At 70.9% G+C, this 25,256-nt stretch carries 19 protein-coding genes and 1 riboswitch; of the genes, 9 read left to right on the top strand and 10 right to left on the bottom strand.

The features are described 5' to 3' along the window. Positions 1-45: 45 nt before the first annotated feature. Complete coding sequence (locus ABEA46_RS08030; RefSeq protein ID WP_345543898.1) at positions 46-2,022, bottom strand: ABC transporter ATP-binding protein; 1,977 nt, start codon at positions 2,020-2,022, stop codon at positions 46-48. Positions 2,023-2,186: 164 nt separating this feature from the next. Here ABEA46_RS08030 and ABEA46_RS08025 point away from each other — a divergent pair, with 164 nt between their 5' ends. The 3 genes from ABEA46_RS08025 (at position 2,187) to ABEA46_RS08015 (ending at position 4,845) form a co-directional block, all read left to right on the top strand. Further along, positions 2,187-3,128, top strand: a complete 942-nt coding sequence (locus tag ABEA46_RS08025; RefSeq protein WP_345543897.1) for an ABC transporter ATP-binding protein — start codon at positions 2,187-2,189, stop codon at positions 3,126-3,128. A 98-nt stretch (positions 3,129-3,226) separates the two neighbouring features. Then, positions 3,227-4,030 (top strand): ABC transporter permease, encoded by an 804-nt coding sequence (locus tag ABEA46_RS08020; protein WP_345544234.1) that lies wholly within the window; start codon positions 3,227-3,229, stop codon positions 4,028-4,030. Then, positions 4,027-4,845 (top strand): ABC transporter permease, encoded by an 819-nt coding sequence (locus ABEA46_RS08015; RefSeq protein WP_345543896.1) that lies wholly within the window; start codon positions 4,027-4,029, stop codon positions 4,843-4,845. The genes ABEA46_RS08020 and ABEA46_RS08015 overlap by 4 nt, the downstream gene beginning before the upstream one ends. 73 nt (positions 4,846-4,918) lie before the next feature. Here ABEA46_RS08015 and ABEA46_RS08010 read toward each other — a convergent pair whose 3' ends face one another. Continuing rightward, the gene (locus tag ABEA46_RS08010) at positions 4,919-6,373 is read right to left on the bottom strand and encodes an MFS transporter (RefSeq protein WP_345543895.1); all 1,455 of its coding nucleotides are present in this window, start codon (positions 6,371-6,373) and stop codon (positions 4,919-4,921) included. Between the two features lie 246 nt (positions 6,374-6,619). Here ABEA46_RS08010 and ABEA46_RS08005 point away from each other — a divergent pair, with 246 nt between their 5' ends. Beyond that, positions 6,620-7,069, top strand: a complete 450-nt coding sequence (locus ABEA46_RS08005; RefSeq protein ID WP_345543894.1) for a DUF2269 family protein — start codon at positions 6,620-6,622, stop codon at positions 7,067-7,069. A gap of 72 nt (positions 7,070-7,141) precedes the next feature. On the opposite strand, the gene ribH is transcribed toward ABEA46_RS08005, so the two are convergent. Genes ribH through ribD form a run of 4 tightly spaced genes read right to left on the bottom strand, consistent with a single transcriptional unit; the run spans position 7,142 to position 10,600 of the window. Then, positions 7,142-7,624: a 6,7-dimethyl-8-ribityllumazine synthase gene (gene ribH, locus ABEA46_RS08000; RefSeq protein WP_345543893.1), complete on the bottom strand. Its 483-nt coding sequence runs from the start codon at positions 7,622-7,624 to the stop codon at positions 7,142-7,144. Further along, positions 7,621-8,931, bottom strand: coding sequence for a GTP cyclohydrolase II (gene ribA, locus ABEA46_RS07995; RefSeq protein WP_345543892.1), 1,311 nt, complete (start codon positions 8,929-8,931; stop codon positions 7,621-7,623). Before ribA ends, ribH begins: the two co-directional genes overlap by 4 nt. Further along, the gene (locus ABEA46_RS07990; protein ID WP_345543890.1) at positions 8,928-9,560 is read right to left on the bottom strand and encodes a riboflavin synthase; all 633 of its coding nucleotides are present in this window, start codon (positions 9,558-9,560) and stop codon (positions 8,928-8,930) included. Before ABEA46_RS07990 ends, ribA begins: the two co-directional genes overlap by 4 nt. Further along, complete coding sequence (gene ribD / locus ABEA46_RS07985) at positions 9,560-10,600, bottom strand: bifunctional diaminohydroxyphosphoribosylaminopyrimidine deaminase/5-amino-6-(5-phosphoribosylamino)uracil reductase RibD (RefSeq protein WP_345543889.1); 1,041 nt, start codon at positions 10,598-10,600, stop codon at positions 9,560-9,562. The genes ABEA46_RS07990 and ribD overlap by 1 nt, the downstream gene beginning before the upstream one ends. Positions 10,601-10,669: 69 nt before the next feature. Next, positions 10,670-10,833: riboswitch (FMN riboswitch) on the bottom strand. 124 nt (positions 10,834-10,957) lie between these two features. Here ribD and ABEA46_RS07980 point away from each other — a divergent pair. From ABEA46_RS07980 to ABEA46_RS07960, 5 genes are all read left to right on the top strand, one after another. After that, positions 10,958-12,736 carry a glycerol-3-phosphate dehydrogenase/oxidase gene (locus ABEA46_RS07980; RefSeq protein ID WP_425563171.1) on the top strand — a complete coding sequence of 593 codons (1,779 nt, stop codon included), beginning with the start codon at positions 10,958-10,960 and terminating at the stop codon, positions 12,734-12,736. Positions 12,737-12,807: 71 nt separating this feature from the next. Then, the gene (gene glpK, locus ABEA46_RS07975; protein WP_345543886.1) at positions 12,808-14,343 is read left to right on the top strand and encodes a glycerol kinase GlpK; all 1,536 of its coding nucleotides are present in this window, start codon (positions 12,808-12,810) and stop codon (positions 14,341-14,343) included. 83 nt (positions 14,344-14,426) lie between these two features. Beyond that, on the top strand, positions 14,427-15,167 hold the full coding sequence (locus tag ABEA46_RS07970) for a GntR family transcriptional regulator (RefSeq protein WP_345543884.1): 741 nt from the start codon (positions 14,427-14,429) through the stop codon (positions 15,165-15,167). 153 nt (positions 15,168-15,320) lie between these two features. Further along, complete coding sequence (locus ABEA46_RS07965) at positions 15,321-19,685, top strand: LamG-like jellyroll fold domain-containing protein (RefSeq protein WP_345543882.1); 4,365 nt, start codon at positions 15,321-15,323, stop codon at positions 19,683-19,685. Then, positions 19,675-21,054 (top strand): HupE/UreJ family protein, encoded by a 1,380-nt coding sequence (locus ABEA46_RS07960; protein ID WP_345543880.1) that lies wholly within the window; start codon positions 19,675-19,677, stop codon positions 21,052-21,054. The genes ABEA46_RS07965 and ABEA46_RS07960 overlap by 11 nt, the downstream gene beginning before the upstream one ends. A gap of 4 nt (positions 21,055-21,058) precedes the next feature. On the opposite strand, the gene ABEA46_RS07955 is transcribed toward ABEA46_RS07960, so the two are convergent. Genes ABEA46_RS07955 through ABEA46_RS07940 form a run of 4 tightly spaced genes read right to left on the bottom strand, consistent with a single transcriptional unit; the run spans position 21,059 to position 25,235 of the window. Further along, positions 21,059-21,919, bottom strand: a complete 861-nt coding sequence (locus ABEA46_RS07955) for an Fpg/Nei family DNA glycosylase (RefSeq protein WP_345543878.1) — start codon at positions 21,917-21,919, stop codon at positions 21,059-21,061. Positions 21,920-21,974: 55 nt separating this feature from the next. Further along, on the bottom strand, positions 21,975-22,982 hold the full coding sequence (gene trpS / locus ABEA46_RS07950; protein WP_345543877.1) for a tryptophan--tRNA ligase: 1,008 nt from the start codon (positions 22,980-22,982) through the stop codon (positions 21,975-21,977). A 54-nt stretch (positions 22,983-23,036) separates the two neighbouring features. Further along, the gene (locus tag ABEA46_RS07945; RefSeq protein WP_345543876.1) at positions 23,037-23,903 is read right to left on the bottom strand and encodes an exodeoxyribonuclease III; all 867 of its coding nucleotides are present in this window, start codon (positions 23,901-23,903) and stop codon (positions 23,037-23,039) included. Positions 23,904-23,933: 30 nt separating this feature from the next. Further along, positions 23,934-25,235, bottom strand: coding sequence for a YihY/virulence factor BrkB family protein (locus ABEA46_RS07940; protein WP_345543875.1), 1,302 nt, complete (start codon positions 25,233-25,235; stop codon positions 23,934-23,936). Positions 25,236-25,256 lie beyond the last annotated feature (21 nt).

Below are 25,256 nucleotides of genomic sequence, written 5' to 3'. Positions count from 1 at the left end.
CACCTGTGCGGTGGCCGGGGCATCCGCTTGTCCTGACGAAGACGCTCAGACCAGCAGCTGGTGCTTCGCCAGGTCGCGGTACAGCGGCGTGGTCTGCACGAGCTCGGAGTGGGTGCCCTGGCCGACCACGCGGCCGTGGTCCATCACGACGATGTGGTCGCTGTCGACGACGGTCGACAGACGGTGCGCGATCACGATGAGCGTGCGGCCGGCCGCGACGGCGTCGATCGCCTCGCGCATGCGCTGCTCGTTGAGGCCGTCGAGCGACGACGTGGACTCGTCGAGCAGCAGGATCGGGGGAGCGGCCAGCAGCGCCCGCGCGATCGCGAGGCGCTGGCGCTCGCCGCCCGACAGCATGACACCGGACTCGCCCACCGGGGCGTCGACGCCCAGCGGGTTGCGGTCGAGCACCTCGCCGAGGTTCACCGCGCGCAGCACCTCTCCGCACTCCGCGTCAGATGCCTCGGGCGACGCGAGCCGCAGATTGTCGCCGATCGTGCCGGCGAGGGTGGGGGCGTCCTGCTCGACGTAGCCCAGCTGCGCGCGCAGCGCGTCGCGCTCGAGCGTGCGCACGTCGTCGCCGCCCAGCAGGATCGCGCCGCCGGTCGGGTCGTAGAACCGCTCGATGAGCGCGAGCGTCGTGCTCTTGCCGGCGCCCGAGGGGCCGACCAGCGCCACGCGCGCGCCGCGCGGCACCGTGAAGGAGACGCCGCGCAGCACGTCGCCCTCGTGATCGAGGGATGCAACCGGCTCCGGTCGGCCGTCGGTGCCGTCGCCCAGGGCGATGACCGAGGTGTCGACGTGGGCGCTCTCCAGCACTGCGAGGGCCTCGGACTCGGCCTTCCGCCGGGCCGCGACCACGTTCTCGGGATAGCGGAAGTGCACGTCGCGGAACTCGATCGCCGTGGAATCGGCCGAGGTGGGGGCACCATCTGCCCGCACTTCGGCCGCGATCGTCGCGTCGTCCTGAGCCTCGGTCGGAAGATCCAGCACCTCCTGGATGCGGCCGAGCGCGCCCAGCGCCTGGCTGACGGAGGTGATGGCGCCGAAGAACGAGCCGAGCGGGGCGATCAGCATGAACAGGAACATGATGAACGTCACGAGGCTCGCGATCGACAGGGCGCCGGTGGCGACCCGGAAACCGCCGAGCCCGATGACCACCAGCAGCGACACCTGCAGCGCGATGCCGGCGATCGGCACGACGAGCGCGGACACCTTCGCGATGCGCACGCCCACCTGGAACGCGTCGGTGGCCTGCGATGTGACGGTCGTGATCTCGCGATCGGTCGCGCCCGAGGCGCGGACCGTGCGGATCGACCCGACGGCGCGCTCGACGCCGGAGGCGAGTTCGCCCACCTTCTCCTGCTGCTCGGTCGAGGCGGTGCGGATGCGGCCGCTGAGCGCCACGACGCCGACGACCGAGATGCCGATGACGAGCACGATGATGCCGAGCAGCAGCGGATCGATGATCGCCATGGCGACCAGCGCGCCGACGAACAGCAGCGCGTTGCCGATCGAGTCCGCGAGGCCCTGCGTGAGCGCCGCGTAGAGCAGCGTGGTGTCGCTGCCGACGCGGGAGACGAGGTCGCCGGTGCGGCGTGCGTCGAACTCGCTGATCGGCAGGTGCAGGATGCGGGCGATCAGCCGGCGCCGACTGGAGTACACGACGGCCGTGCCGGTGCGCTGCAGCAGGTAGTGCTGGTAGCCCGAGATGAGCGACCCCAGGATCACGAACCCGACGAGCGCCCAGATCAGCAGGCCCAGATCGAGGCCCTGCTCGACACGGGTGATCACCTGGCCGACCAGCAGCGGCTGCACGAGCGACGCGCCCGCGCTCAGGATGCTGAGCACGACCACGACGGCGATCGTGCCCTTGTGCTCGAACAGATAAGGGAGCAGCTGACGGAACGTCGCGCGCGGCCCCTCCGGCGTGGAGCGCCGCGAGCGGATGCCGCGGCCGCGGGGTGCGGGGCGCCCGGCCGCGGCCGGGGCGGGGGCTTCGTCGAGTTCGGCGGAGGGCATGGGCGTACCTCGTTCGTGAAGGGGAGCAGTACGACGCTACGCCTCCTGTGACGCCGCACCCGCCACCGCGGCGGAACACTCGGCGAACCTTCAGTCAGACGAAAGGTTGGAGCGTCGCTCACAACCCACCCGGCGATGTCCGGGCGCGGCGCTAGTGTGGTCCGGTGCCTGCCCCCGTGATCTCAGCGTCGAACCTCGCCAAGGCCTACAAAGTCAAAGGCAAGCCGGACTTCGTCGCCGTCGACGGCCTCTCGTTCGAGGTCGCCCCCGGCGAGTCGTTCGGGCTGCTCGGGCCCAACGGCGCCGGCAAGTCCACCACCATGAAGATGATCGGCGCCGTGTCGACCCGCAGCGGCGGCGAGCTGTCGATCCTCGGGCTGGATCCCGACCGCTACGGCCCCGAGATCCGCTCGCGCCTGGGTGTCGTGCCGCAGCAGGACAACCTCGACGGCGAGCTCAACGCGCGCGAGAACCTCTACATCTACGGCCGCTACTTCGGACTGCCCGGCAAGGTGTGCCATCAGAAGGCCGACGAGCTGCTCGCCTTCGCACAGCTCGAAGACAAGGCGAAGAGCAAGGTCGACGCGCTGTCGGGCGGCATGAAGCGCCGGCTCACCATCGCGCGAGGACTCATCAACGATCCGCGCATCCTGCTGCTCGACGAGCCCACCACGGGCCTCGACCCGCAGGCGCGCCACGTGCTGTGGGACCGCCTGTTCCGTCTCAAGGAGCGCGGCACGACGCTCGTGCTCACGACCCACTACATGGATGAGGCCGAGCAGCTGTGCGACCGGCTCATCGTCGTCGACAAGGGCCGCATCATGGCCGAGGGCACGCCCGCCTCGCTCATCCGCGAGCACTCCAGCCGCGAGGTGCTCGAGGTGCGCTTCGGCTCGGACCGCAACCAGCAGGTCGCGCCGCAGCTCGAGGGCATCGGCGAACGGGTGGAGGTGCTGCCCGACCGCATCCTCGTGTACGCCGACAACGGCGAGGCGGCGCTCGAGGCCGTCGCCCACCGGGGCCTCACCCCGATCACATCGCTGGTGCGCCGGTCGAGCCTCGAAGACGTGTTCCTGCGCCTGACCGGAAGGTCGCTGATCGAATGAGCGCGCGAGAAGATCCGGCGCGCGGGCCTGTCGAGCCGGGCCCGCCGACGGCCGCCACCGCGGCGCACCCCACGACCGAAGAGCTGCGCGCCGAGGCGATGCAGTGGGGCCGCAAGCCCCGTGCCCTGGGCACCTGGTACGTCACCGAGCACATGCTCCGCGCGATGCGCGCGTACGGCTGGACGATCGTCGTCGGCGCGCTCGGGCAGCCGATCCTGTACCTGCTGGGTCTCGCCGTCGGGCTGGCGGCCCTCATCGGCGCGCCGATCCAGGACGGCTCGCAGACGGTTCCGTACCTCGTGTTCGTCGCGCCGGCGCTGCTCATGACGGCCGCGATCTCGGTGGCGACCGAGGAGTTCTCGTTCCCGGTCATGGCCGGATTCAAGTGGCGCCGCTTCTTCTTCGGCTTCAGCGCGTCGCCGCTGTCGCCCGGACAGATCGCCGGCGGGGTCGTCATGGGGGCGGCCGCCCGCATGTTCATCGTCGTCGTCGCCTACTACGCGCTCATCTGGATCTTCGGAGCGGTGCCGCATCCGGCGACCGGCTGGCTGACGATCCCGATCGGCCTGCTCGCGGGCCTCTCGTTCGGCATCCCCTACATGGCGTATGCGGCGTCGATCACCGAAGACAAGGGGCAGTTCGCCCTCGTGCAGCGCTTCATCTTCATGCCGATGTTCCTGTTCTCAGGCACGTTCTATCCGCTCGACACCCTGCCGCTGTGGCTGCAGTGGATTGGGTGGGTGTCGCCGCTGTGGCATGCGTCCGAGCTCGGGCGCATCGCGACGTACGGCAAGCCGGCCGATCCGTTCGCGGTGCTGGTGCACGTCCTCTTCCTGCTCGTGCTGGCGGTGGGCGGGTACCTCGTCGCCCGGCGGCTGTTCCAGAGGAGGCTCGGCGAATGACCGTCCTGACCGAGGTTCCGGTCCGCTCCGGCGGCGTGCGCGCGCTGTGGGCGGGCAATCCGCAGGCCGTCGTGCAGCGCGGCCTCATCGCGGCGCGGTCGTCCAGCTGGGCGGTCGTGCTGTCGGGCTTCTTCGAGCCGGTGTTCTACCTGCTGTCGATGGGCATCGGCATGGGCGCGCTGATCGGCGACGTCACGACGTCCAGCGGCGTCGAGGTGAGCTATGCGGCGTTCATCGCGCCGGCGCTGCTGGCGACGTCGGCGATGAACGGCGCGATCTACGACTCCACCTGGAACGTCTTCTTCAAGCTCAACTACGGCAAGCTCTACGAGGGCATGCTCGCGACCTCGCTCGGCCCGCTCGACGTGGCGCTGGGCGAGATCCTGTACGCGATGCTGCGGGGTCTGCTGTACGCGACCGGGTTCATGGTCATCATGCAGCTGCTGGGGCTCAACCTGTCGTGGACGGCGATCCTCGCGATCCCCGCGGTGCTGCTCATCGCGTTCGGCTTCGCGAGCCTGGGCATGGCGGTCACGAGCTACATGAAGACCTTCCAGCAGATGGACTGGATCAACTTCGTGCTGCTGCCGATGTTCCTGTTCTCAGCGACGCTGTTCCCGATCACCGCATACCCGGAGTGGATCCAGGGAATCATCATGGCGTTCCCGCTGTGGCACGGCGTCGAGCTCGTGCGGGGTCTCACGACCGGCATCCTCACCCCCGACATGTGGTGGCACGTGCTGTACTACGTCGTCATGGTCGCGGTCGGGCTGGTGTTCACCGCCAAGCGTCTGCGTGCGCTGTTCCTGGACTGACCCGGGACGACCGAACGCAGGATGCCGCGGCTCATCGAGCCGCGGCATCCTGCGTTCGCAATGATCCGTTCGACTACAGTGAGCCGGTCGCGCCGACGCCGAGGTCGGCGTCGTAGTCGACGTCCTTGGTCTCGGGGGTGAAGATCAGCGCGATGAAGGTCAGCACGCTCATCGCCGAGAGGTAGATGCCCACGAGCACCGGGCTACCGCCGGCCGCGGCCCACAGCGCCACCGCGACGATGGGCGCGAGGGCCGCGCCCAGGATCGACGACACGTTGTACGAGATCGCGGACCCCGAGTACCGCACGTTGGTGGGGAACAGCTCGGGCAGGATCGCCCCCATCGGGCCGAACGTCGCGCCCATCAGCATGAAGCCGAAGACGAGGAAGGCCTGCACCATCGCGCCGGTGAACTTCGGGTCGGCCTGCGGCAGCAGGAACAGGTTGAACGTGAGGCCGAACACGACGATGAGCGCGGTCACCCACAGCAGGAGGCGGCGCCGGCCGATCGCGTCGGCGATCGGCCCCGACAGCAGCGTGAAGATGCCGAAGAACACCACGCCGATGATCTGCATCAGCACGAAGTCGGTGTAGCCGAAGCCGAGGCCGGGGACGTAGCTCGCCGCGTCGAAGGCGGTTCCGGATGCCTCCGCCGCCGCCTTCGCGCCGTCCAGCGTCGCCTTCGTGCCGTACGACAGCGTGAAGTTCGTCATCAGGTAGAAGAGCACGTACGTCGCGAGCATGACGAACGTGCCGAGGATCAGGTGCCACCAGTGCTTGCGGATCACGGTGCCGAGCGGGAACTTGCGGATCGCGCCCTTCTGCTCGGCCTTGACGAAGGTCTCGGACTCGACGAGGCGCAGCCGCACCCACAGGCCGATGATGACCATGACCGCCGAGAACAGGAACGGCACCCGCCAGCCCCATGCCAGGAACTCGGCCGACCGCTGGGCGGCGCCGTCGGGGTGGGGCAGGGCGAAGTTGATCGCGAGGAAGATCGAGTTCGCGATGATGAAGCCGAGCGGTGCGCCCAGCTGCGGGAACGTGCCGTACCAGGCGCGCTTGCCCTTCGGGGCGTTCTCGGTGGCCACGAGCGCGGCGCCCGACCACTCGCCGCCGAGGGCGAAGCCCTGAGCGAGACGCAGGACGAGCAGCAGCAGCGCCGCCCACCAGCCGATCTCGTTGAACGTCGGCAGGCAGCCGATGAGGAACGTCGCGATTCCCATGGTGAGCAGGGACGCGACGAGCGTCGCCTTGCGGCCGAACCGGTCGCCGAAGTGGCCGAACACGACAGCGCCGAGCGGGCGCGCGATCATGGCCGCTCCGAAGACGCCGAACGAGGCGAGGAGCGCCGTGGTGTCGTTGCCCGTCGGGAAGAACAGGATGGGGAAGACGAGCACGGCGGCGGTCGCGTAGACGTAGAAGTCGTAGAACTCGATCGTCGTGCCGATGAGACTCGCGAGGATGACGCGGGATCGGGGGTTGGCGGGCGCCGTGGGGGTCACGACGGCGGTGCTGGGGGAGGTCATATTCACCTGGGCATGCGCGGAGCGGAGCATCCGGGTGGGATGCGGCGGTGGGCGGACGCCGGGCGCAGGATGACGCGTCAGGCGGCACTGCACTGGATCACCATGCGTGCCGGCGGTGTCGCGCGGCACGAAGATCAAGCCTACTCCTGAGGCGGCGTCCCGGTCACGGAACGTGGAAAGCGGATGCTGCGCGCACGACCTTCAGTCTGCCGAAAGGTTGGCCGCAAAAGGCGTAGGCTGACGGGCATGGACACTCTCATCTCGATCCTCCACGTGGGCACCGCGGTGTTCATCGTCGGCCCGATGGCCATCATCCCGATGACCGGCCTGCGGGCGCTCCGGTCGGGCAACGCGGCACAGGTGAAGACCCTCGCCACCTCGACCATGATCTTCTCGTGGCTGTCGCTGCTCACCTTCGTGTTCGGCTTCGGCGCCATGTCGATGGCGCCCGACGAGTACAACCTGTCGTTCACGACCCCCTGGATCCTGTGGTCGGCGATCCTCTACGTCATCGCGTTCCTGCTCAACGTGATCGTCGTCGTCCCGCAGATGCGCAAGGCCGCCGCCCAGATCGCCGAGGCCCCTGAGGGCGCCGCCCCGGCCAAGCCCGCCGGCTACGGCGCGATCGCCGCGAGCAACGGCATCTCATCGCTGCTGCTCGTGGTCGTCGTGGTGCTCATGATCTGGAAGCCCTGACCCCAAGAACCGAAAGTGGATGCCGCAACCTCGGTTGCGGCATCCACTTCTCGTTTCTCGGGGTGCTGCCGGTCACTGAGCCTGTCGAAGTGCCCGCAGCACGAGTGCCGTGCGGATCGCGGCGTCGGCCGCTTCGAAGCCCTTGTCCTCCACCGAGCCGGGGAGCCCGGCGCGGGCGATGCCCTGGGCCTCGTCGTCGAGCGTGAGCACGCCGAAGCCGACCGGTTTGCCGGTGTCGAGGGCCACGCGGGTCAGCCCGTCGGTGGCGGCGTTCGACACGAACTCGAAGTGCGGCGTGCCGCCGCGGATGATGACGCCGAGCGCCACCGCCGCGTCGGCGCCGGCCTCGAGGGCCGCCTTGGCGACGACCGGCAGCTCGAACGAGCCCGGCACGCGAACGACGCGGAAGGTCGCGCACGACGCCTCTAGTGCGCGCTCGGCGCCGGCGATGAGACCATCGGTGATGGTCTCGTGCCACGTGCCCGCGATCACGACGACGTCGAGACCCGTCGCGTCGACCGTCCCGGTCGCCTGGGGCGCGCCTTTGCCGCTCATGCCTGTGCTCCTTCTTCGTGTGCGGCGCCGCCGCGGACCTCTGCCACCTCGTGCATGTGCGCGAGGGCGTCGGCGAAGTCCTCGTCGGCGATGATGTGCCCCATGCGGTCGCGCTTGGTGGCGAGGTACTGGTGGTTGTTCGGGCCGACGCCGACCAGGAGCGGCACCTGCTCGACGATCTCGAGGCCGAGCTCGCGCAGCTGCTTCACCTTGTCGGCGTTGTTCGTCAGCAGACGCACCTTCTCGACACCCAGATCCGAGAGGATGCCGGCGGCCGCGGCGTAGTCACGGGCATCGGCCGGCAGGCCCAGCGCCAGGTTGGCGTCGACGGTGTCGAGGCCGCGCTCCTGCAGCGAGTAGGCGCGCAGCTTGTTGATGAGGCCGATGCCGCGCCCCTCGTGGCCCCGCATGTAGATGACCACGCCGCCGTCCTGCTCGATCGCGTCGAGGGCGGCGTCCAGCTGCGGGCCGCACTCGCACTTGAGCGAGCCGAACGCCTCGCCGGTCAGGCATTCCGAGTGCACGCGGACGAGCGGTGCCTCGTCGAGCTCGCCCGACACGACCGCGATGTGGTCGGTGCCGGTGATGCGGTCCTTGTACGCGAGGAAGCGGAACGAGCCGTGCGCGGTCGGCACGTGGGCCTCGGCGCGCAGGCTCACGCGGCGCTTGTGCGCGCTGCGGATGGCCGGGTCGCACGGGGCGTGCTCGTCGAGGTAGGCCGCGAGCAGCTCGATCGTGATGACCGGGATGCCGTACTCGGCGCCCAGGTCCTGCAGGCCGGGCAGGCGCATCATGCTGCCGTCCTCGGCGACGACTTCGCCGATCACGCCGACGGGGGCGAGGTCGGCGAGCTTCATCAGCTCGACGGCGGCCTCGGTGTGGCCTGCGCGCTCGCGCACACCGCCGTCGACGGCGCGCAGCGGCAGGATGTGACCGGGGCGGATGACGCTCACCGGCGTCGACGCGGGGTCGGCCAGCACATTCAGCGTGTGGGCGCGGTCGGTCGCGCTGATGCCCGTCGAGATGCGGTCGGCCGCGTCGACGCTCACCGTGTAGGCGGTGCCGCGGGCGTCCTCGTTGTTCTCGACCATCGGCGGCAGGTCGAGACGGTCGGCCCAGTCGGCAGGCATCGGCGCGCACAGGAAGCCGCTCGTCCAGCGGACGGTCCACGCCACCCATTCGGGCGTCGCGAGCTGCGCCGACAGGATGACGTCGCCCTCGTTCTCGCGGTTCTCATCGTCGGCGACGATGACGGGCCGGCCGGCGCGCAGCGCCTCCAGGGCCTCGGGGATGGTGGCAAGGCTCATCGTGAGCCTCCTTCCGTGGAGTCTGTGGAGAACGACAGCAACCGCTGCACGTGGCGCGCGAGGATGTCCGTCTCGAGGTTGACGCGGTCGCCCGCCACGCGGGCGCCGAGGGTCGTGGCGGCGAGCGTCTCGGGGATCAGCGAGACCTCGAACCAGCCGTCGCCGGGTGCGGCGGGGCTCGCGTCGCTGACGGTGAGCGAGACGCCGTCGACGGCGATCGAGCCCTTGTCGACGACGAGCGGCGCGAGGGCGGCGGGAAGCGAGATGCGCAGCACCTGCCACTGCGCGCCGGGCCGCACCTCGAGCACCTCGCCGGTGCCGTCGATGTGGCCCTGCACGATGTGGCCGCCGAGGCGGCCGTGCGCGGCGGTCGCGCGCTCCAGGTTGACGGCGCGTCCGGGGGAGACGCCCGCGAGCGTCGACATGTCGAGGCTCTGCTTCATGACGTCGGCGGTGAACCAGTCGGCGCCCTGGTCGACGACGGTGAGGCACACTCCGCTGACCGAGATCGAGTCGCCGTGTGCGGCATCCGACACGGCCTTCGGGCCGCGCACGGTGACGCGCACGCCGTCGCCCGAGGGTTCGACCGCGGTGACCTCGCCGATCTCTTCGACGATTCCGGTGAACATCAGTCGTCTCCTTCGCTGGGGTCCTGAGGCTGACGAGGGACGGCGACGTACAGCACGTCGTCGCCGAGGGGGTTCACGGAGGCGACGGCCAGGCGTCGCGCCTGCCCGATCGTCGTCACGCCGATGTCGTCCAGCGCGAGCCGGTCACCGCCGAGCAGCACCGGGGCGACGTACGCGAGGACCTCGTCGACGAGGCCGGCGCGCAGGAACGAACTGGCCACCGCGGGGCCGCCTTCGACGAACACGCGCTGCACGCCCTGTCGGCCGAGATCCTCGAGCAGGCCCGGCAGATCGCGCCCGTCATCTGTGACGAGGGGGAGAGGATGCCGCCGCACGGCCGCTTCGGGCGGAACCGGCCGCCGGCCGAGCACGACCGGCCGCGGCTGGTGGTCATGGAGCGAGCCGTCCGGGCGGCGCGCGGTGAGCGCGGGATCGTCGGCGAGCAGCGTGCCGGTGCCGACGAGGATCGCGTCGGCCTGGGCGCGGCGGCGGTGCACGTCTTCGCGTGCCGCGGGGCCGGTGATCCACTGGCTGGTGCCGTCGGCGGCGGCAGCGCGTCCGTCGAGGCTCTGCGCCCACTTGACGGTGACGTGCGGTCGCCCGAGCCGCTGCACGGTGAGCCACGAGTCCAGCAGCGCGGTCGCCTCGCCCTCCAGCAGGCCCGCCTCGACGTCCACGCCGGCGGCCCGCAGGCGGACGGCGCCCCCCGACGAGTGGTCGCCCGGATCGGAGACGGCGTACACGACGCGTGACACGCCCGCGGCGATGAGCGCCTCGGAGCACGGGCCGGTGCGGCCGGTGTGGTTGCACGGCTCGAGGGTGACGACGGCGGTCGCTCCGCGGGCGGCGCCCGGTGCGAGCTTCGACAGCGCGTCGACCTCGGCGTGCGGCGTGCCGGCCCCGCGGTGCCAGCCCTCGGCGAGCACGTCGCCGTCCGGCGAAAGCAGCAGCGCGCCCACCTGCGGGTTCACGCCTCGCGGGCCGTTCGCGGCGATCGCCAGCGCGCGGCGCATCGCGTCGTGTTCGGCAGTGCTCGCCATCCGGCCCTGTCCTCTCGCTCGATCTGCTGAGGCTCCGGGCAACGGGAAGCGGCGGCGCGCGCGACGCCGCCCGTGCTGCCTCCCATCCGGACTAGCGACGATCGCTCGTCGCATCACCGTCGGTTCCGGAATTCCACCGGATCGACCTCGGCTCATCCTGTTCGACAGGATGGATGCCTCGGCTCGCGGACTCTCACCGCCGGTTCGGATTCACACCGACCCCGGAGCACGTTGATGCTCTCGAGTGTAGTCAACGCGGCATCCGACCATTCATTCCATGTCTGCGAATGAAGCGATCTTCCCTTCGCGCAACGGCGGTGCTTGGCAAGCTGCCGGACCGGGGCGAGGCGCGGCCCGATGTCGCCGCGTCGGCTTAGCCTGGAGGTGGGGACGGTGAGGCTCTTGACGACGACACGGGGATTCGACGAACTGGCTGCGCGACCGTACGCGGACGTGCTCATCATCGGCGGCGGCATCAACGGGCTCGCCACCTTCCGCGATCTGGCGCTGCAGGGCGTCGACGTCGCGCTGGTCGAGCGCGACGACTTCGTCAGCGGTGCCTCGGCGGCGTCGTCCCACATGATCCACGGCGGCATCCGCTACCTCGAGAACGGCGAGTTCCGGCTCGTGCACGAGGCCGTCACCGAGCGCAACGCGCTGCTGCGCACCGCCCCGCATTACGTGCGTCCGCTGCAGACCACGATCCCGATCTTCTCGACGTTCTCGGGCGTGCTGACGGCGCCGCTGCGGTTCCTCCGCCACGGCAAGGGCCGCCCACGTGAGCGCGGGGCTGCGCTCATCAAGATCGGCCTCGTGATCTACGACTCGTTCTCGCGCGGCGGCGGGCTGTTCCGCGGCGGCTCGGTGCCACGCCACACCTTTCACGGGCGGCGCCGGTCGCTCGCCCTGCTTCCTGACCTCAACCCGGGAGTGAAGTACACCGCGACCTACTGGGACGCGTCGCTGCACGACCCCGAGCGCCTCGCGCTCGACGTGCTGCGCGACGGACGCGCAGCGGGCGGCGGCGCCGGCACGGCGAGCCGGGCGCGGGCGGCGAACTACACCGCGGCCGTCGGGGCGCAGGGCGGCCACGTGCTGCTGCGCGACACCGAGACAGGGGCGGAGACGCCGTTCGCGGCATCCGTCGTCCTCAACGCGAGCGGGCCGTGGACCGATCTCACGAACCTCGCGCTCGGTGACCGGACGCGCTACATGGGCGGCACCAAGGGGTCGCACATCGTCCTCGACCACCCCCAGTTGCTGGCCGCGACCGGCGGCCGTGAGCTGTTCTTCGAGAACGAGGACGGCCGCATCGTCCTGATCTATCCGCTGAAGGGCCGTGTGCTCGTGGGCACCACCGATCTCGAGCACGACATGCGCGACCCGATCGTGTGCACCGAGGCCGAGGTGGACTACTTCATCGATCTCATCGCGCAGGTGCTGCCGGCGATGCCGGTCGACCGCGCCCAGATCGTGTACCGGTTCGCCGGCGTCAGACCGCTGCCCGGCCACGGCGACCTCGCTCCGGGCTTCGTTTCGCGCGACTACCGCGTCGAGTCCGAGTCGCTCGGCGACAGCGACACGACGGTGCTGAGCCTCGTCGGCGGCAAGTGGACCACGTTCCGCGCGTCGGCCGAGCACCTCGCCGACCGCGCGCTGCAGCAGCTCGCGCAGCCCCGACGTCGCTCCACCAAGGGCGTGCCGATCGGCGGCGGGCGCGGCTTCCCGACGACAGAGCGCGCCCGTCGTCAGTGGATCGGCGCCCACGGTGCCGAGCTGCCGGCCGCGCGCGTGGCGACGCTGCTGGACCGGTACGGCACGGTGGCGGCATCCGTCATCTCCGCCGTCGCGGCCGACCCGGCCGATGCGCCGCTCGAGCACGCGCCCGGCTACAGCACGGGCGAGCTGCGCTACCTCGCGACCGCCGAGCAGGTCGTGCACCTCGACGACCTGCTCATGCGGCGCACGTCGCTCGCCTTCACCGGCGGTGCCACTCGCGAGGCCGCCGCCGAGATCGCCGAGGCCGTCGCGCCGGTGCTCGGATGGGATGCCGCCCGGGTAGCCGCGGAGGTCGATCGGGGGCTTGCGCGCGTGCATGCCGCCGACCCCGCGTGGGCCGGTGCCGCTGCCCGATAGCCCCGGCGGGCGATAGCCTGACGGGCACACCGGACCCGGCGGCTGCGGCGCCGGGGGAGAAGGAGACGACGTTGTCCGACCATGTGCTGGCGATCGACCAGGGCACGACTTCGACGCGTGCCATCGTGTTCGACCGGGAGGGCGCCGTCGTCGCCGTCTCGCAGCGCGAGCACGAGCAGATCTTCCCCCGTGCCGGCTGGGTCGAGCACGACCCGGTCGAGATCTGGACCAGCGCGGAGTGGGTCATCGCGTCGTGCCTCACGCGGGCACGGATCACGGCTTCCGACGTCGCGGCCATCGGCGTGACGAACCAGCGCGAGACCGCGATCGTGTGGGAGAAGCGCACCGGCCGTCCCGTCCACAACGCCCTCGTGTGGCAGGACACCCGGACGCAGCCCCGCATCGATGCGCTCTCGGCCGAAGGCGGTACGGACCGCTTTGCCGACGTCACCGGGCTGCCGCTCGCCACGTACTTCTCGGCCTCCAAGGTGGCGTGGATCCTCGACAACGTGCCGGGCGCCCGAGCCGCCGCCGAGGCCGGTGAGCTGCTGTTCGGCACGCCTGACACGTGGGTCGTGTGGAACCTGACGGGCGGCGCCCGTGGCGGCATCCACGTCACCGATGTCACCAACGCATCCCGGACGCTGCTGATGGACCTGCGCACCCTCGACTGGTCCGACGAGATGCTCGCGGCGTGGGGCATCCCGCGCGCGATGATGCCCGAGATCCGCTCCTCGTCCGAGGTCGTCGGACACTCGCAGCTGCCCTCGGTGCTCGACGGCGTGCCGATCGCCGGCATCCTGGGCGACCAGCAGGCCGCGACGTTCGGCCAGGCCGCGTTCGAGGTCGGTGAGTCGAAGAACACATACGGCACGGGAAACTTCCTGCTGGTGAACACCGGCACCGAGATCGTGCGCTCGGGCTCCGGCCTCATCACGACGGTCGGCTACCGCATCGGCGATCAGCCTGCGCACTACGCGCTCGAAGGCTCGATCGCGGTCACCGGCTCGCTCGTGCAGTGGCTGCGCGACAACCTCGGCATCATCCAGCGCTCCGAGGACGTCGAGAGCCTCGCGGCCAGTGTCGACGACAACGGCGGCGCATACTTCGTGCCGGCGTTCTCGGGGCTGTTCGCGCCCTACTGGCGGCCGGATGCTCGCGGTGCGCTGGTCGGACTCACCCGGTACGTCAACAAGGCGCACATCGCGCGCGCGGCGCTGGAGTCGACGGCCTTCCAGACCCGTGACGTCATCGATGCCGTCGTCGCCGACACCGGGCGCACGCTCGACGAGCTGCGCGTGGACGGCGGCATGACCCGCGACGACCTGCTCATGCAGTTCCAGGCCGACATCCTCGGGATCCCGGTCGTGCGACCCAAGGTCGTCGAGACGACGGCGCTCGGCGCCGCGTACGCCGCCGGCCTCGCGACCGGCGTGTGGCGCGACCTCGACGAGCTGCGCGCGCACTGGCGAGAGGATGCCCGCTTCGAGCCGCGGATGCCGCCCGACGAGCGCGAACGGCGCTACCGGCAGTGGCGCAAGGCCGTGTCGAAATCGCTGGACTGGGTCGACGACGACGCCCGCGTGCTCATGCACACGGAGGGCTGAGCGCCACCGCGTGACGTCGCGGCAGAGCGACGTCACGCGTCGGTGGTAGCGTCGCGCGAGCCGACGGGCGGCGGAGGAGGACCGTGGACGACAGCGCAGCGCCCGACACCCAGGGCGACCTGCGGGCCCGCATCGTGGGCGGCCACTTCCCGGTCGGCACGCGCCTGCCCAGCGAGCTCGAGCTCGCCGCCCACTACGGTGTCTCGCGGCGGGCGGTGCGCACCGCGCTCTCGCTGCTCGCGCGCCGCGGGCTCGTCGAGTCGCGGCCCGGAACCGGCTGGTTCGTGCAGCCCGGACAGACGCAGGGCTTCGACCGGATGCGGTCGTTCACCCAGTGGGCGACCAGTCGCGGCCGCACCCCCGGGGGCCGGATCGTCGAGCGTCACCGGCGGCGCGCGACGGCCCGCGAGGCGCGACTGCTCGACATCGGCACCGGCGAGGACGTGCTGCACTTCACGCGGGTGCGCACGCTCGACGGCCGTCCCGTGATGGTCGAGCGCTCCACGTGGGCGCCGTGGGTGCTCGGGATCATGGACGCGCTGCCCGACGACGTGCGCTCCACCACGCGGGCGCTCGCCGGCGAGGGCATCGCCGTCGCGTTCGGCAACCATCGCATCGAGGCGGCGGCGGCATCGACAGACGACGCGCGCCTGCTGGGCGTGCGCCGGTCGAGCCCGCTGCTGCAGGTGCGGCGCGAGACCTTCGCCTCGAACGGGCGGCCGATCGAGTTCGCCGAGGACCGCTACGTGCCGCACACCATCGCCTTCGAGGCGCAGGCCGCCGGCGTGGCCGAGCAGCCGGGCGCGGTGCGCGACCCGCACTGACGCCCCTGGCCGGCGGCCCGGTGTGCACAGCGGGTCGGCCGGATCGGGCGTTCGGGCGGCATGAGGCCGCAGGCGGGGGTCGCGTTCACGTGGCGGTCACCTCGCGCCGATTCGCTGTCAGGGTTCCCCTCAAGGTCTCTCGAAGGACGCCTCGTGTCGACATCCCCGCACCCGCTGACGACCCGCCCCATCCCCTCCCGACCATTCGCCCGCATCGCCGCGGTGCTCGCCGTCGCCGGCGTCATCGCCGCCGGCGTCGTGGCCGCCCCGCCCGCACAGGCGGCGGTGGATCCCGCCGCGCTGACGCTGGAGCAGCTGCGGCAGCCGCTGCCCGCCGCCGACCTGCTCGACGTCGACTTCGCCGGCGGCACCGCCGTCGACCATTCCCCGAAGGCACGCACGCTGACGGCGGGCGCCGCCGCGAGCATCGTCGACGACGCCGACCTCGGGCGAAAGGTGCTGGCCGGCGCCGAGGGCACGGCCACCGCCTACAAGACAGCCCCGTTCACCGCCGGCGACTACGCGGCGCTCGCCGACGGCTTCAGCGTCGAGACCGTCGTGCGCGTCGACGCCATCGCCGGCTCGTACGTCGACCTCGTGAGCGGCCAGGAGAGCGGCGGACTCGGACTCGAGGCGAACCGCATCAGCGGCGACACCGCACGGTTCCGACTGGATGTGTGGACGCTCTCCAGCGGCACGCGTCCGGCCGCGACGCTCGACTACGGCACCTGGTACCACGTCCTCGCGACCTGGCAGGGCGATCAGGCGAAGCTCTACATCGACGGCGACCTCGTCTCGACGACCACGGCCGTGTTCGACGTCGACCCGTCGAACACGGCGGCGCGCTACCTCGCGATCGGCGGCGACGCCAACCCGACCGGCGCACTCGACAACAAGACGTTCTCGGGCCGCCTCGCCCTCGCGCGTCTGTACTCGGCGCCCGCGTCCGAGCTCGACGCGTACCGCCTGGCGCGGCTCGGTCTGCCGCGCCTGGACACCGTCGCTCCCATCATCGAGCCCGACGGCGAGCTGCCCGCGCGCGCCGCGATCGGTGAGACCGTCACCTTCTCCGGTGCCCAGGCGATCGACGACACCGGCATCGTGGCGGACGTGGTGGTGACCGTCACCGGCGTCGACGGGATCGTCGCCGCGATCACCCCGAACAGCGACGGCACCTACAGCTTCGTGCCGGCCGCCGCCGGCGACTACACGGTGACCTTCGCCGCGACGGATGCCGCCGGCCATACCGGGCAGGAGACGTACACGATCCCGGTGACGGGCGACCGCGAGACCGACCCGGTGGACCCGGTGGACCCCGTGGACCCGGTGGATCCCGCGGAGCCCGACGTGCGGTTCGCCGCGATCGGCGACATCCACGACAACTGGAGCGAGCTGGCCGAGGCATACGACTTCTGGAACGAGCAGGGCACCGACGCGGCGCTGTTCGTCGGCGACCTGACCAACAGCGCCACGGCGTCCGAGTATGCGGGGCTGAAGCAGACGATCGACTCCAAGGCCGGCTACGGCATCGAGCTCGTCGCCTCCCTCGGCAACCACGACGTCAGCACGCTGGCCGCTTACGACCTGTTCACGCAGTCCACCGGCGGGCAGAAGCCGAACGCCGACTACGTGATCAACGGCTACCACTTCATCACGGTGTCGCCCGGCGCCGGGACACTCGACACCGTCACCGGAAAGCCGACTGTCGCGAACTCCGGCAACTACTCGTACGCGTCGGCGTGGCTGCAGCAGCGCCTCGCGGCCGACACCGCCGAGGACCCGACGAAGCCGGTGTTCGTGCTGGTGCACCACCCGCAGCGCTGCACGCACTACGTCTCGAACGAGTGGTACGGCACCGGACTCACGACCGGATGCGGTGACACGCTCCAGTCGGTCTTCGACGCGTACCCGCAGGCCGTCGTGTGGGCCGGTCACATCCACACGCCGCAGAACATCTCGTCGTCGATCTGGCAGGGCCAGGAAGGACGCAGCGGTGACCGTGCCGCCCAGGGCTTCACGACCGTGAACGCGCCGCCGCTGGCCTACTACGAGTTCGAGAGCGGTGTGATCAACACCAGCCCGACCAGCCGCTCGAACGACACCACGCCCGACGACGCGGGCGACAACCGGCAGACGAGCATCGTCGAGGTGCGCGGCTCGCAGGTCACGATCAAGAACTACGACCTGCTGGCCGACCGCTGGATCGACCAGACATGGACCTGGGACGTCGCCGACTCGGTCGACACCACCAAGTCCTACGACGAGCGCTTTCCGCTGAACAGCACGTTCCGCGCGAGCCAGACCGCGGCCCCCGTGTGGCCGGCGGGCTCGGCGGTGACGGTGAGCTCCATCGCGAGTGACAAGGCGATGGTCGCGTTCCCGCAGGCGGTCCCTGCTCCGAACACGGTCCAGGACATCGTCCACAAGTACCGCTACACGACGGTGGACGTGCAGACCGGTGCCACGGTCAACACCTTCCTGCAATGGTCCGGCTTCTACAACCTGCCGATGCCCGCGAGCCGCAACCACGAGGTGTGGAACCTCACGGCCGGCCGCGAGTACGAGGTGCGGGTCACCCCGATCAACACGTGGGGCAAGGAGGGGGCCGCGCTCACCTCGCGGTTCGTCGCCGGCGGCGCGACCGAGCCCGAGGTGCCGCCGTTCGATCCGGACTCGCTGACCTTCGACGACCTGCTCCAGCAGGTGCCGATGCCCGACCTCCTCGACGTGGGCTTCGAGGGCGGCACGGCCGTCGACCTCTCGCCGCGCCAGCGGGCGATGACGGCGGGCGCCGACGCGAGCGTCGTGACCGATGCCGGGGTCGGCAAGGCGGTGGCGGTCGGCCGGGAGGGCGCCGCCACGGCGTACCGCACCGGCACCTGGTCCGACGCGGACTACGCGCTGCTGCAGGACGGCTTCACCGTCCAGGCGACGTTCAAGATCGACAAGATCGACGCGGGCGTCGGCGGCTACGTCGATGTGTTCGGCGGCATGCAGGGCGCCGGCATCGGACTGGAAGCCGTACGGACGACGTCGGCCTCGACGTACGACCTGCAGTTCTGGTACGCCAGTCCGCGTCCGCTCGTGCAGCTGGAGTACGGCACGTGGTACCACGTGACCGGCTGGTACGACGGGAAGGATGCGCGGCTCTACGTGAACGGTCTGCAGAAGGCCGCGGCATCCGGCGTCTCGTTCAACGTCAAGCCGACCACGGCGGCGGCGCGGTACATGACGATCGGCGGCGACGCCAACGGCAGCGGCGCGCTCGACGACGCGACCCTCAACGGACGCATCGCCCAGGCCGGCCTGTACAGCACCCCGCTATCGGACGCGAACGTCTACCGCTCGGCGATGCGCGAGCTCACGACGCTCGACGCCGTGCCCCCGCAGCTGCGGGTCGTCCCGGCGCCGTCCGCGGACGCCGTCGCGGGCCAGCCGTACACGGCGCCGGCCGCGCAGGCGGTGGACAACTCCAGTCTCGTGACGGTGGCGGTCGACGTCGCCGACGCGAGCGGGGCGCCGGTGGCCGGCACGCCGGTCGAGGGCGGCGGGTACACGTTCACGCCGCGCGCCGCCGGAACGTACACGCTCACCTACACCGCGACGGACGCGGCCGCGCGACAGGCGCACGCGTCCTTCACGATCACCGCGGCCCCGCCCGCCGACACGACGGCCCCGACCGTCACGGTCAAGACCGACTCGTCGACGATCCCGGCACCCGGCAGCGCGTACCAGAAGGTGTCGTTCAAGCTGTACGACGCCGGCCGGATCGACCGCGTCGTGCTCAACGGCGTCGTCAAGGATCTCGTCGACGACGTGTGGAGCGACCTCAACGGCGTGCGTCCGGGCGTGTTCGGCGCGATCGCCGGCGTGAACACCCTCGAGGTCCACGACGTCGCGGGCAACGTGACGACGCTGACCTTCACCCTGGTGAAGCCCGCCGCGGCGGCGGTCGTCGCACCCTCGATCACCGGGTCGGCGCGGGTGGGCGGCATCCTGTCCGCGGATCCCGGGAAGTGGGATGCCGAAGGCCTGACGTTCTCGTACGAATGGCGTGCCGACGGCACGGCGATCCCGGGGGCGATCTCGCCCGCGCTCATCGTCGGGCCCGAGCTGAACGGCGCCAGGATCACCGTCGCCGTCACCGCGACCCATCCCGAGCGGCAGGCCGGCACCGTCGTCTCGGCGGCCACCACGATCCCGGCGCTGCCGGTGTGGCAGGCCGGCGCGATCTACCTCGAAGGCCAGACGGTGCTGTACGACGGCCGGGTGTTCCGTGCCCTGTGGTGGACGCGGGGCGACAAGCCCGGCACCTCGACGACGGGAGCGTGGGCTGAGCTCGGCCGAGAGGTGAGCACACCGCAGGGAATCGTCACCGCGTGGACGCCGACCTGGACGTACCTCGGCGGTGAGACCGTCGCCCACGCCGGTCGCCTGTATCAGGCGCTGTGGTGGACGCGCGATCAGACACCGGGCGCCGCCAAGAAGTCCGCGTGGAAGGACCTCGGTGCGTACTGAGCCTCAGGGCGCACGCGCGCCGCGGCGGCGGATGAAGGGCGGGCTCGGGCTCGCCCTCGCCGCCGCCGCGGTGCTGCTCGCCGCAGCCCCCGCGGCCGCGCACAACTACGCGGCCACCGTGTACGCCGCGCTCACCGAGCCCGAACCCGGACTCGTGCGCGCCGAACTCGACCTCGAGTACGTGCTGCTCGCCATCGACGGCGCCCGCGAGATGGGCGACACCGCGTTCGAGCAGGACGCGTACGACGACGTCCAGGCCTCCGGCCAGGATCCCGCCAAGCTCACGACGGCCGTGCTCGACAAACACACCGACACCGTCACCGGGTACGTGCTGCCGCGGTTCTCGATCGCCGTCGCCGGCGACGGGGAGGATGCCGCGGCCTGCCCGAACACGCTGGCCGAGCCGTACGCGATCAGGCTCATCGAGGGCGTGCCGCACGTGCACCTCGTCGTCGAGGCGGATTGCCGCGATGGCTCAGACGCGGATCCGGCCGCCTACCGGATCACGACGCAGCTCTTCCCGGGCACCGCTCCCGGCGGGCAGACGACCACGGTCGTCACGTACGACCTGCTCTCCGGTTCGGGGGTCGCCAGCCTCGACACCGACACGGATCCGACGATGACGACCACCCAGGACTGGGGCTCGCGCATGGGGGAGTTCTTCGTGCTCGGGGCCGAGCATCTGCTGTTCGGCCTGGATCACATCCTCTTCCTGCTGGCGCTCATCGTCGCCTCGCGGCGCCTGCGCGACATCATCGTCGTCGCGACGGCGTTCACTGTGGCGCACTCGATGACCTTCATCCTCGCCGCGCTCGGCGTCGTCGGCGTGCCGGCCATCGTGATCGAGCCGGTCATCGCCCTCTCGATCGCCGTCGTCGCGCTGTGGTACCTGTGGGGCCAGTGGCGGACGCGCGGCATCCCGCCGCTGACGGGAGGCGGAGGGATGCCGGCGGCCGCGCCGGCAGCCGTGCCGCCGGCACCGCGGACGCCCGGTGGCACGGTGGTGCTCGAACGGGCGGACGTCGAGGTGCTCACCGTCCCCGCGACGAGGACGGCGCGTGCGGGGTTCACGCGCGCGGACTGGCTGCGCGTCGGGATCGTGTTCGCGTTCGGCCTCGTCCACGGCATCGGCTTCGCGGGTGCGCTCGGCATCGACGAGCCGTTCTCGTGGGGGCTGCTCGGTGCGCTGCTGGTGTTCAACCTCGGCATCGAGGCGGCGCAGCTGACGATCATCGCGGTCGTGTTCCCGCTCCTCCTGCTGCTGCGTCGACACCGTCCGCGCATCGGGCTGTGGGTCGCCGTGCTGGTCTCGGCGGCGGTCGCTGCGATCGGCCTGTTCTGGTTCGTGGAGCGGCTGGTCGGCGCGTGACCGGCTACTTCAGCAGGCGCGACAGACGACGGTCGGCCAGGATCTTGCCGCCGGTCTGACATGTCGGGCAGTACTCCAGGGAGTTGTCGGCGAAGAACACGCTGCGCACCTCGTCGCCGCACACCGGGCACGTCTCGCCGCGGCGGCCGTGCACCTGCATGCCGCGGCGCTTGGCGTCCTTGAGGTCGGCAGGGGGCTTGCCGGATGCCTCGGCCACGGCATCCCGCAGCGTCGAGGTCATGGCGTCGAACAGCCGGGTCACGTCGTCGTCCGAGAGCGACGAGGCCAGCGCGTACGGCGACATCTTGGCGGCGTGCAGGATCTCGTCGGAGTACGCGTTCCCGACTCCCGCGATGATCGACTGGTCGCGCAGGACCCCCTTGATCTGCGTGCGGCGGCCGGCGAGCAGCTCCGAGAAGCCGTCGCGCGTGAACGCCGGATCGAGCGGGTCGGGGCCGAGCCGCGCGATGCCCGGGACATCGGCCGGCGTGCGCACGACGTAGTACGCGAGCGACTTCTTGGTGCCCGCCTCAGTGAGGTCGAAGCCGGAGCCGTCCGACAGGGCGACGCGCAGCGCGATGGGCGTCTTGCCGGGGCGGATGATCGTCTTGGGCAGCTCGTCGTACCAGCGCAGCCACCCCGCCTTCGCCAGGTGGAACACCAGGCGCGGGCCCGTGGTCTCGAGGTCGATGAACTTGCCGTGGCGTGCGGCGCCGGTGATCTCGGTGCCCTTCAGCGCCTCGATCGGGGGATCATACGTCTTGAGCGCGGCGATGTTCGCGACGGTCGCCCGCTCGATGCGCACCCCCGCGAGCCGCTCCCCGAGGAAGTCGACGAGCCCCTGCACCTCCGGCATCTCAGGCATGCGCTCATCCTGCCATGCCGTCCCGACACCCACACCTGGGCCACTCGCAACGCGATCAGCGCGCCCGGCGCAGCAGGCCCACCTTGTCGTAGACGTCGGCGAGGGTGCGGTTCGCGACCTCTTCGGCCTTCGCGGCGTTCACGGCGAGCACCCGGTCGAGCTCGGCGGGGTCGTCGAGCAGTTCGAGCGCACGCTCGCGCACCGGGCCGAACTCGTTCACCACGACCTCGGCGAGGCCCTTCTTGAAGTCGCCGTACCCTCGGCCGGCGTATTCGTCCTCGATCGCGGGGATCTGGCGACCGGTCAGCGCCGCGTAGATCACCAGCAGGTTCGAGACGCCGGGCTTGTTCTCGCGGTCGTAGCGGACCGAGCCTTCCGAGTCGGTGACGGCGCGCATGACCTTCTTGGCCGACTTCGACGGCTCATCGAGCAGCCACAGCACGCCCGCGTCCGACTCTGCCGACTTCGACATCTTGGCGGTCGGGTTCTGCAGGTCGTAGATGCGCGCGGTGTCCTGCTGGATGACAGGCATCGGCACCCGGAAGGTCTTGCCGAAACGGCTGTTGAACCGCTCCGCAAGGTCGCGGGTGAGCTCGACGTGCTGCTTCTGGTCGTCGCCGACCGGGACGATGTCGGTCTGGTACAGCAGGATGTCTGCGGCCATCAGCACCGGGTAGGTGAACAGGCCCACCGAGGTGGCGTCGGTTCCGTAGCGCGACGACTTGTCTTTGAACTGCGTCATGCGTCCGGCTTCGCCGAAGCCGGTGATCGTCGACAGGATCCACGCCAGTTCGGCGTGCGCCGGCACGTGCGACTGCACGTACAGGGTCGACTTCGACGGTTCGATGCCGGCGGCGATGTACTGCGCCGCCGTGCGACGGGTCTTCTCACGCAGGTGCGCGGGATCCTGGGCGACCGTGATCGCGTGCAGGTCGACCACCGAGAAGAACGCGTCGTACGACTCCTGCAGGTCGCGCCACTGCATGAGAGCCCCGATGTAGTTGCCGATCTGGAGGGAATCGGCCGAGGGCTGCATGCCGGAGTACAGGCGCGGTTTGCTCATCGCTCAAGTCTATAAAGCGGATGCCGGGTGCCCGCGCCTGAGCGGCGTCGGGCCTCAGACTCCGATCGTGTAGTCCGCGACGACGGGGGCGTGGTCGCTCCAGCGGGTGTCCCACGACGGTGCGCGCACCACCCGGTAGTCGGTCACGCGTTCGGCCAACGCCGCAGTGGCGAGGTGGTAGTCGATGCGCCAGCCGGTGTCGTTGTCGAACGCCTTGCCGCGGCTGGACCACCACGAGTACGGGCCGTCGACCTCGCCGTGGAACCGGCGGCCCACATCGACCCAGCCCAGGCCCGGCCCGGTCGAGCCGTCGACGCCGGTGACCTCGGTGCCCGCCTCACCGAGGAAGCGGTCGAAGTAAGCGCGCTCGCGCGGCAGGAAGCCCGCCCGCTTGACGTTGCCCTTCCAGTTGCGGATGTCGAACTCGCGGTGGCCCACGTTGAGGTCGCCCATGACGACCGACAGTGGCCGCTCGACGGCGAGGCGCGGCATCCGCTCCTCCATGGCATCGAGGAACGCCCACTTCGCGTCCTGCTTCGGGGTGTCGGCCTCGCCGCTGTGCACGTAGGCGCTCACGACGGTGAGCCGCTCGCCGTCGATGTCGAAGTCCGTCTCGATCCAGCGGCCCGCCCAATGCGTGCGGTCGACTCCCTCGAGCGCTTCGGGGCCGAGGACGGGGCGCACCGCGACCGCAGGCATGCGGCTGACGACGGCCACGCCGGCGCGGCCCTTGGCGACGGCTTCGTCGTTGACGATCTCCCACCCGGGAAGCGCCGCGTGCAGCTGCTCGCCCGTTGCCCGCACCTCTTGCAGCGCCATGATGTCGACGTCGGCGCCGTCGAGCCAGTCGATCATGCCGTTGCGCACTGCGGCGCGGATTCCGTTGACGTTGACAGAGGCGATGCGGACGCGGCGAGACACGCCCGCCAGACTATCCGGCGGCGCCGACATTCAGCTCCCGCGGGGGTGCTTGCCGGTCGGCGTCGCGCTGGGGACCGGGGGAGGGGATGCCGCACCCGCCGCTCGTACCGCCGCCCCGGCGTCGCGCGACGCCGCCGACGGCGGGGCGGAGGCCTCGACCTGCGACAGCTCCTGCTCCGCCGCCCGCACCGCGCGGTCGGCGGCCCATGCCTGGAACCAGGTCGCCGAGTCCCGCGCCTCCTGCGCCGTGCGCAGCCGCACGCGGGCGGCCACGAGGAGCGCCTGGTGCTCGGCGGCGAGCCGCTCGGCCTCGGACTGCGGGATCAGCGGCACGTCGGCATCCTTCGCCGCCACCGCCACCCACGATGCCGCCACCAGCATGATGATCCCGATGATGCGGAACCACAGCAGCAGCGCGATGAAGATCGCGAACGTGGCCAGCAGCGCATTGGTCGGTGTGTAGACGAGCAGCCAGCCGGTGAACAGCTGCAGGACGGTGATGGCGCCACCGCCGAGCAGCGCACCCGGCCAGATGCGCCGCCACTTCAGCTTCGTTCCGGTGAGGAAGCGGATCAACGCCGCGAGCGCGCCGCTGAAGATGGCGAACGAGATGACGACCGATCCGATGCGCGCCGCGTACTGGTACCACTCCGAGACGTCGCTCCAGCCGAGCCAGGTGAAGACCGCCTTGAGGGCCCACGTGCCGAGCGTGGTGGCCGCGAACCCGAGCAGCAGGGCGAGCGCGAACAGGAACGCCCCGAGAAAATCGCGCGCCTTCAGCAGGAAGTAGCTGCGCAGGTCGGGCGGCAGACCGAAGATGTCGCGCACGGCGCGGCGCGCGAACGTGATGAACCCGATCGCGGTCCAGAGCAACGTGCCGAGGGCGATCGCGCCGGTGATTCCGAGCGCGGTCGTGCTGTTCGTCGCGATGGCGGCGACCTCGTCGCTGGTGAAGACGCCCTCGGGGCCGATCAGGCCCGGGATGTAGCTGTTCAGCAGCTGGATGAGGGCGTCGATCGCGTCCTGGCTGCCGCCGAGCCACAGCCCGACGATCGCGAACGCCACGTAGATTCCCGCGAACGTCGCGAACAGCGCCTGGTAGCTCACGCCGGCGGCCAGCAGGAACCCGTTGTGCTGCAGGAAGTGGCGCCACACCCGGACCGGGAACCACGCCAGTGTCCGCCTCGTCAGTGCGCGCGTCTTGCTGATCGGCTCGTCGAAGCGTTCGCGCAGGTCCTCCTGCGTGGCCTCCCACCGCGCGCGGAGCGACTCCTCCTCGCGTTCGGCCGCGTCCGCCTGAACGCGGGTGTCTCCGTGGCGCTTGTCGGTCACGGAAGCCAGAGTATCGACGGA

Source organism: Microbacterium jejuense (assembly GCF_039544225.1).
Taxonomy (GTDB): Bacteria; Actinomycetota; Actinomycetes; order Actinomycetales; family Microbacteriaceae; genus Microbacterium; species Microbacterium jejuense.
Note: the sequence above shows the minus strand (reverse complement) of the source record. Positions and strands in the feature narration are given on the sequence as shown.

Coding starts and splice junctions, on each gene's coding strand:
- ribH (WP_345543893.1), bottom strand. CDS start 7,624: ATGAGCGGCAAAGGCGCGCCCCAGGCGACCGGGACGGTCGACGCGACG.
- ABEA46_RS08005 (WP_345543894.1), top strand. CDS start 6,620: ATGGACACTCTCATCTCGATCCTCCACGTGGGCACCGCGGTGTTCATC.
- ABEA46_RS07980 (WP_425563171.1), top strand. CDS start 10,958: ATGTCGCCGCGTCGGCTTAGCCTGGAGGTGGGGACGGTGAGGCTCTTG.
- ABEA46_RS07955 (WP_345543878.1), bottom strand. CDS start 21,919: ATGCCTGAGATGCCGGAGGTGCAGGGGCTCGTCGACTTCCTCGGGGAG.
- ABEA46_RS08020 (WP_345544234.1), top strand. CDS start 3,227: ATGCAGTGGGGCCGCAAGCCCCGTGCCCTGGGCACCTGGTACGTCACC.
- ribA (WP_345543892.1), bottom strand. CDS start 8,931: ATGAGCCTTGCCACCATCCCCGAGGCCCTGGAGGCGCTGCGCGCCGGC.
- trpS (WP_345543877.1), bottom strand. CDS start 22,982: ATGAGCAAACCGCGCCTGTACTCCGGCATGCAGCCCTCGGCCGATTCC.
- ABEA46_RS08010 (WP_345543895.1), bottom strand. CDS start 6,373: ATGACCTCCCCCAGCACCGCCGTCGTGACCCCCACGGCGCCCGCCAAC.
- ABEA46_RS08015 (WP_345543896.1), top strand. CDS start 4,027: ATGACCGTCCTGACCGAGGTTCCGGTCCGCTCCGGCGGCGTGCGCGCG.
- ABEA46_RS07990 (WP_345543890.1), bottom strand. CDS start 9,560: ATGTTCACCGGAATCGTCGAAGAGATCGGCGAGGTCACCGCGGTCGAA.
- ABEA46_RS08030 (WP_345543898.1), bottom strand. CDS start 2,022: ATGCCCTCCGCCGAACTCGACGAAGCCCCCGCCCCGGCCGCGGCCGGG.
- ribD (WP_345543889.1), bottom strand. CDS start 10,600: ATGGCGAGCACTGCCGAACACGACGCGATGCGCCGCGCGCTGGCGATC.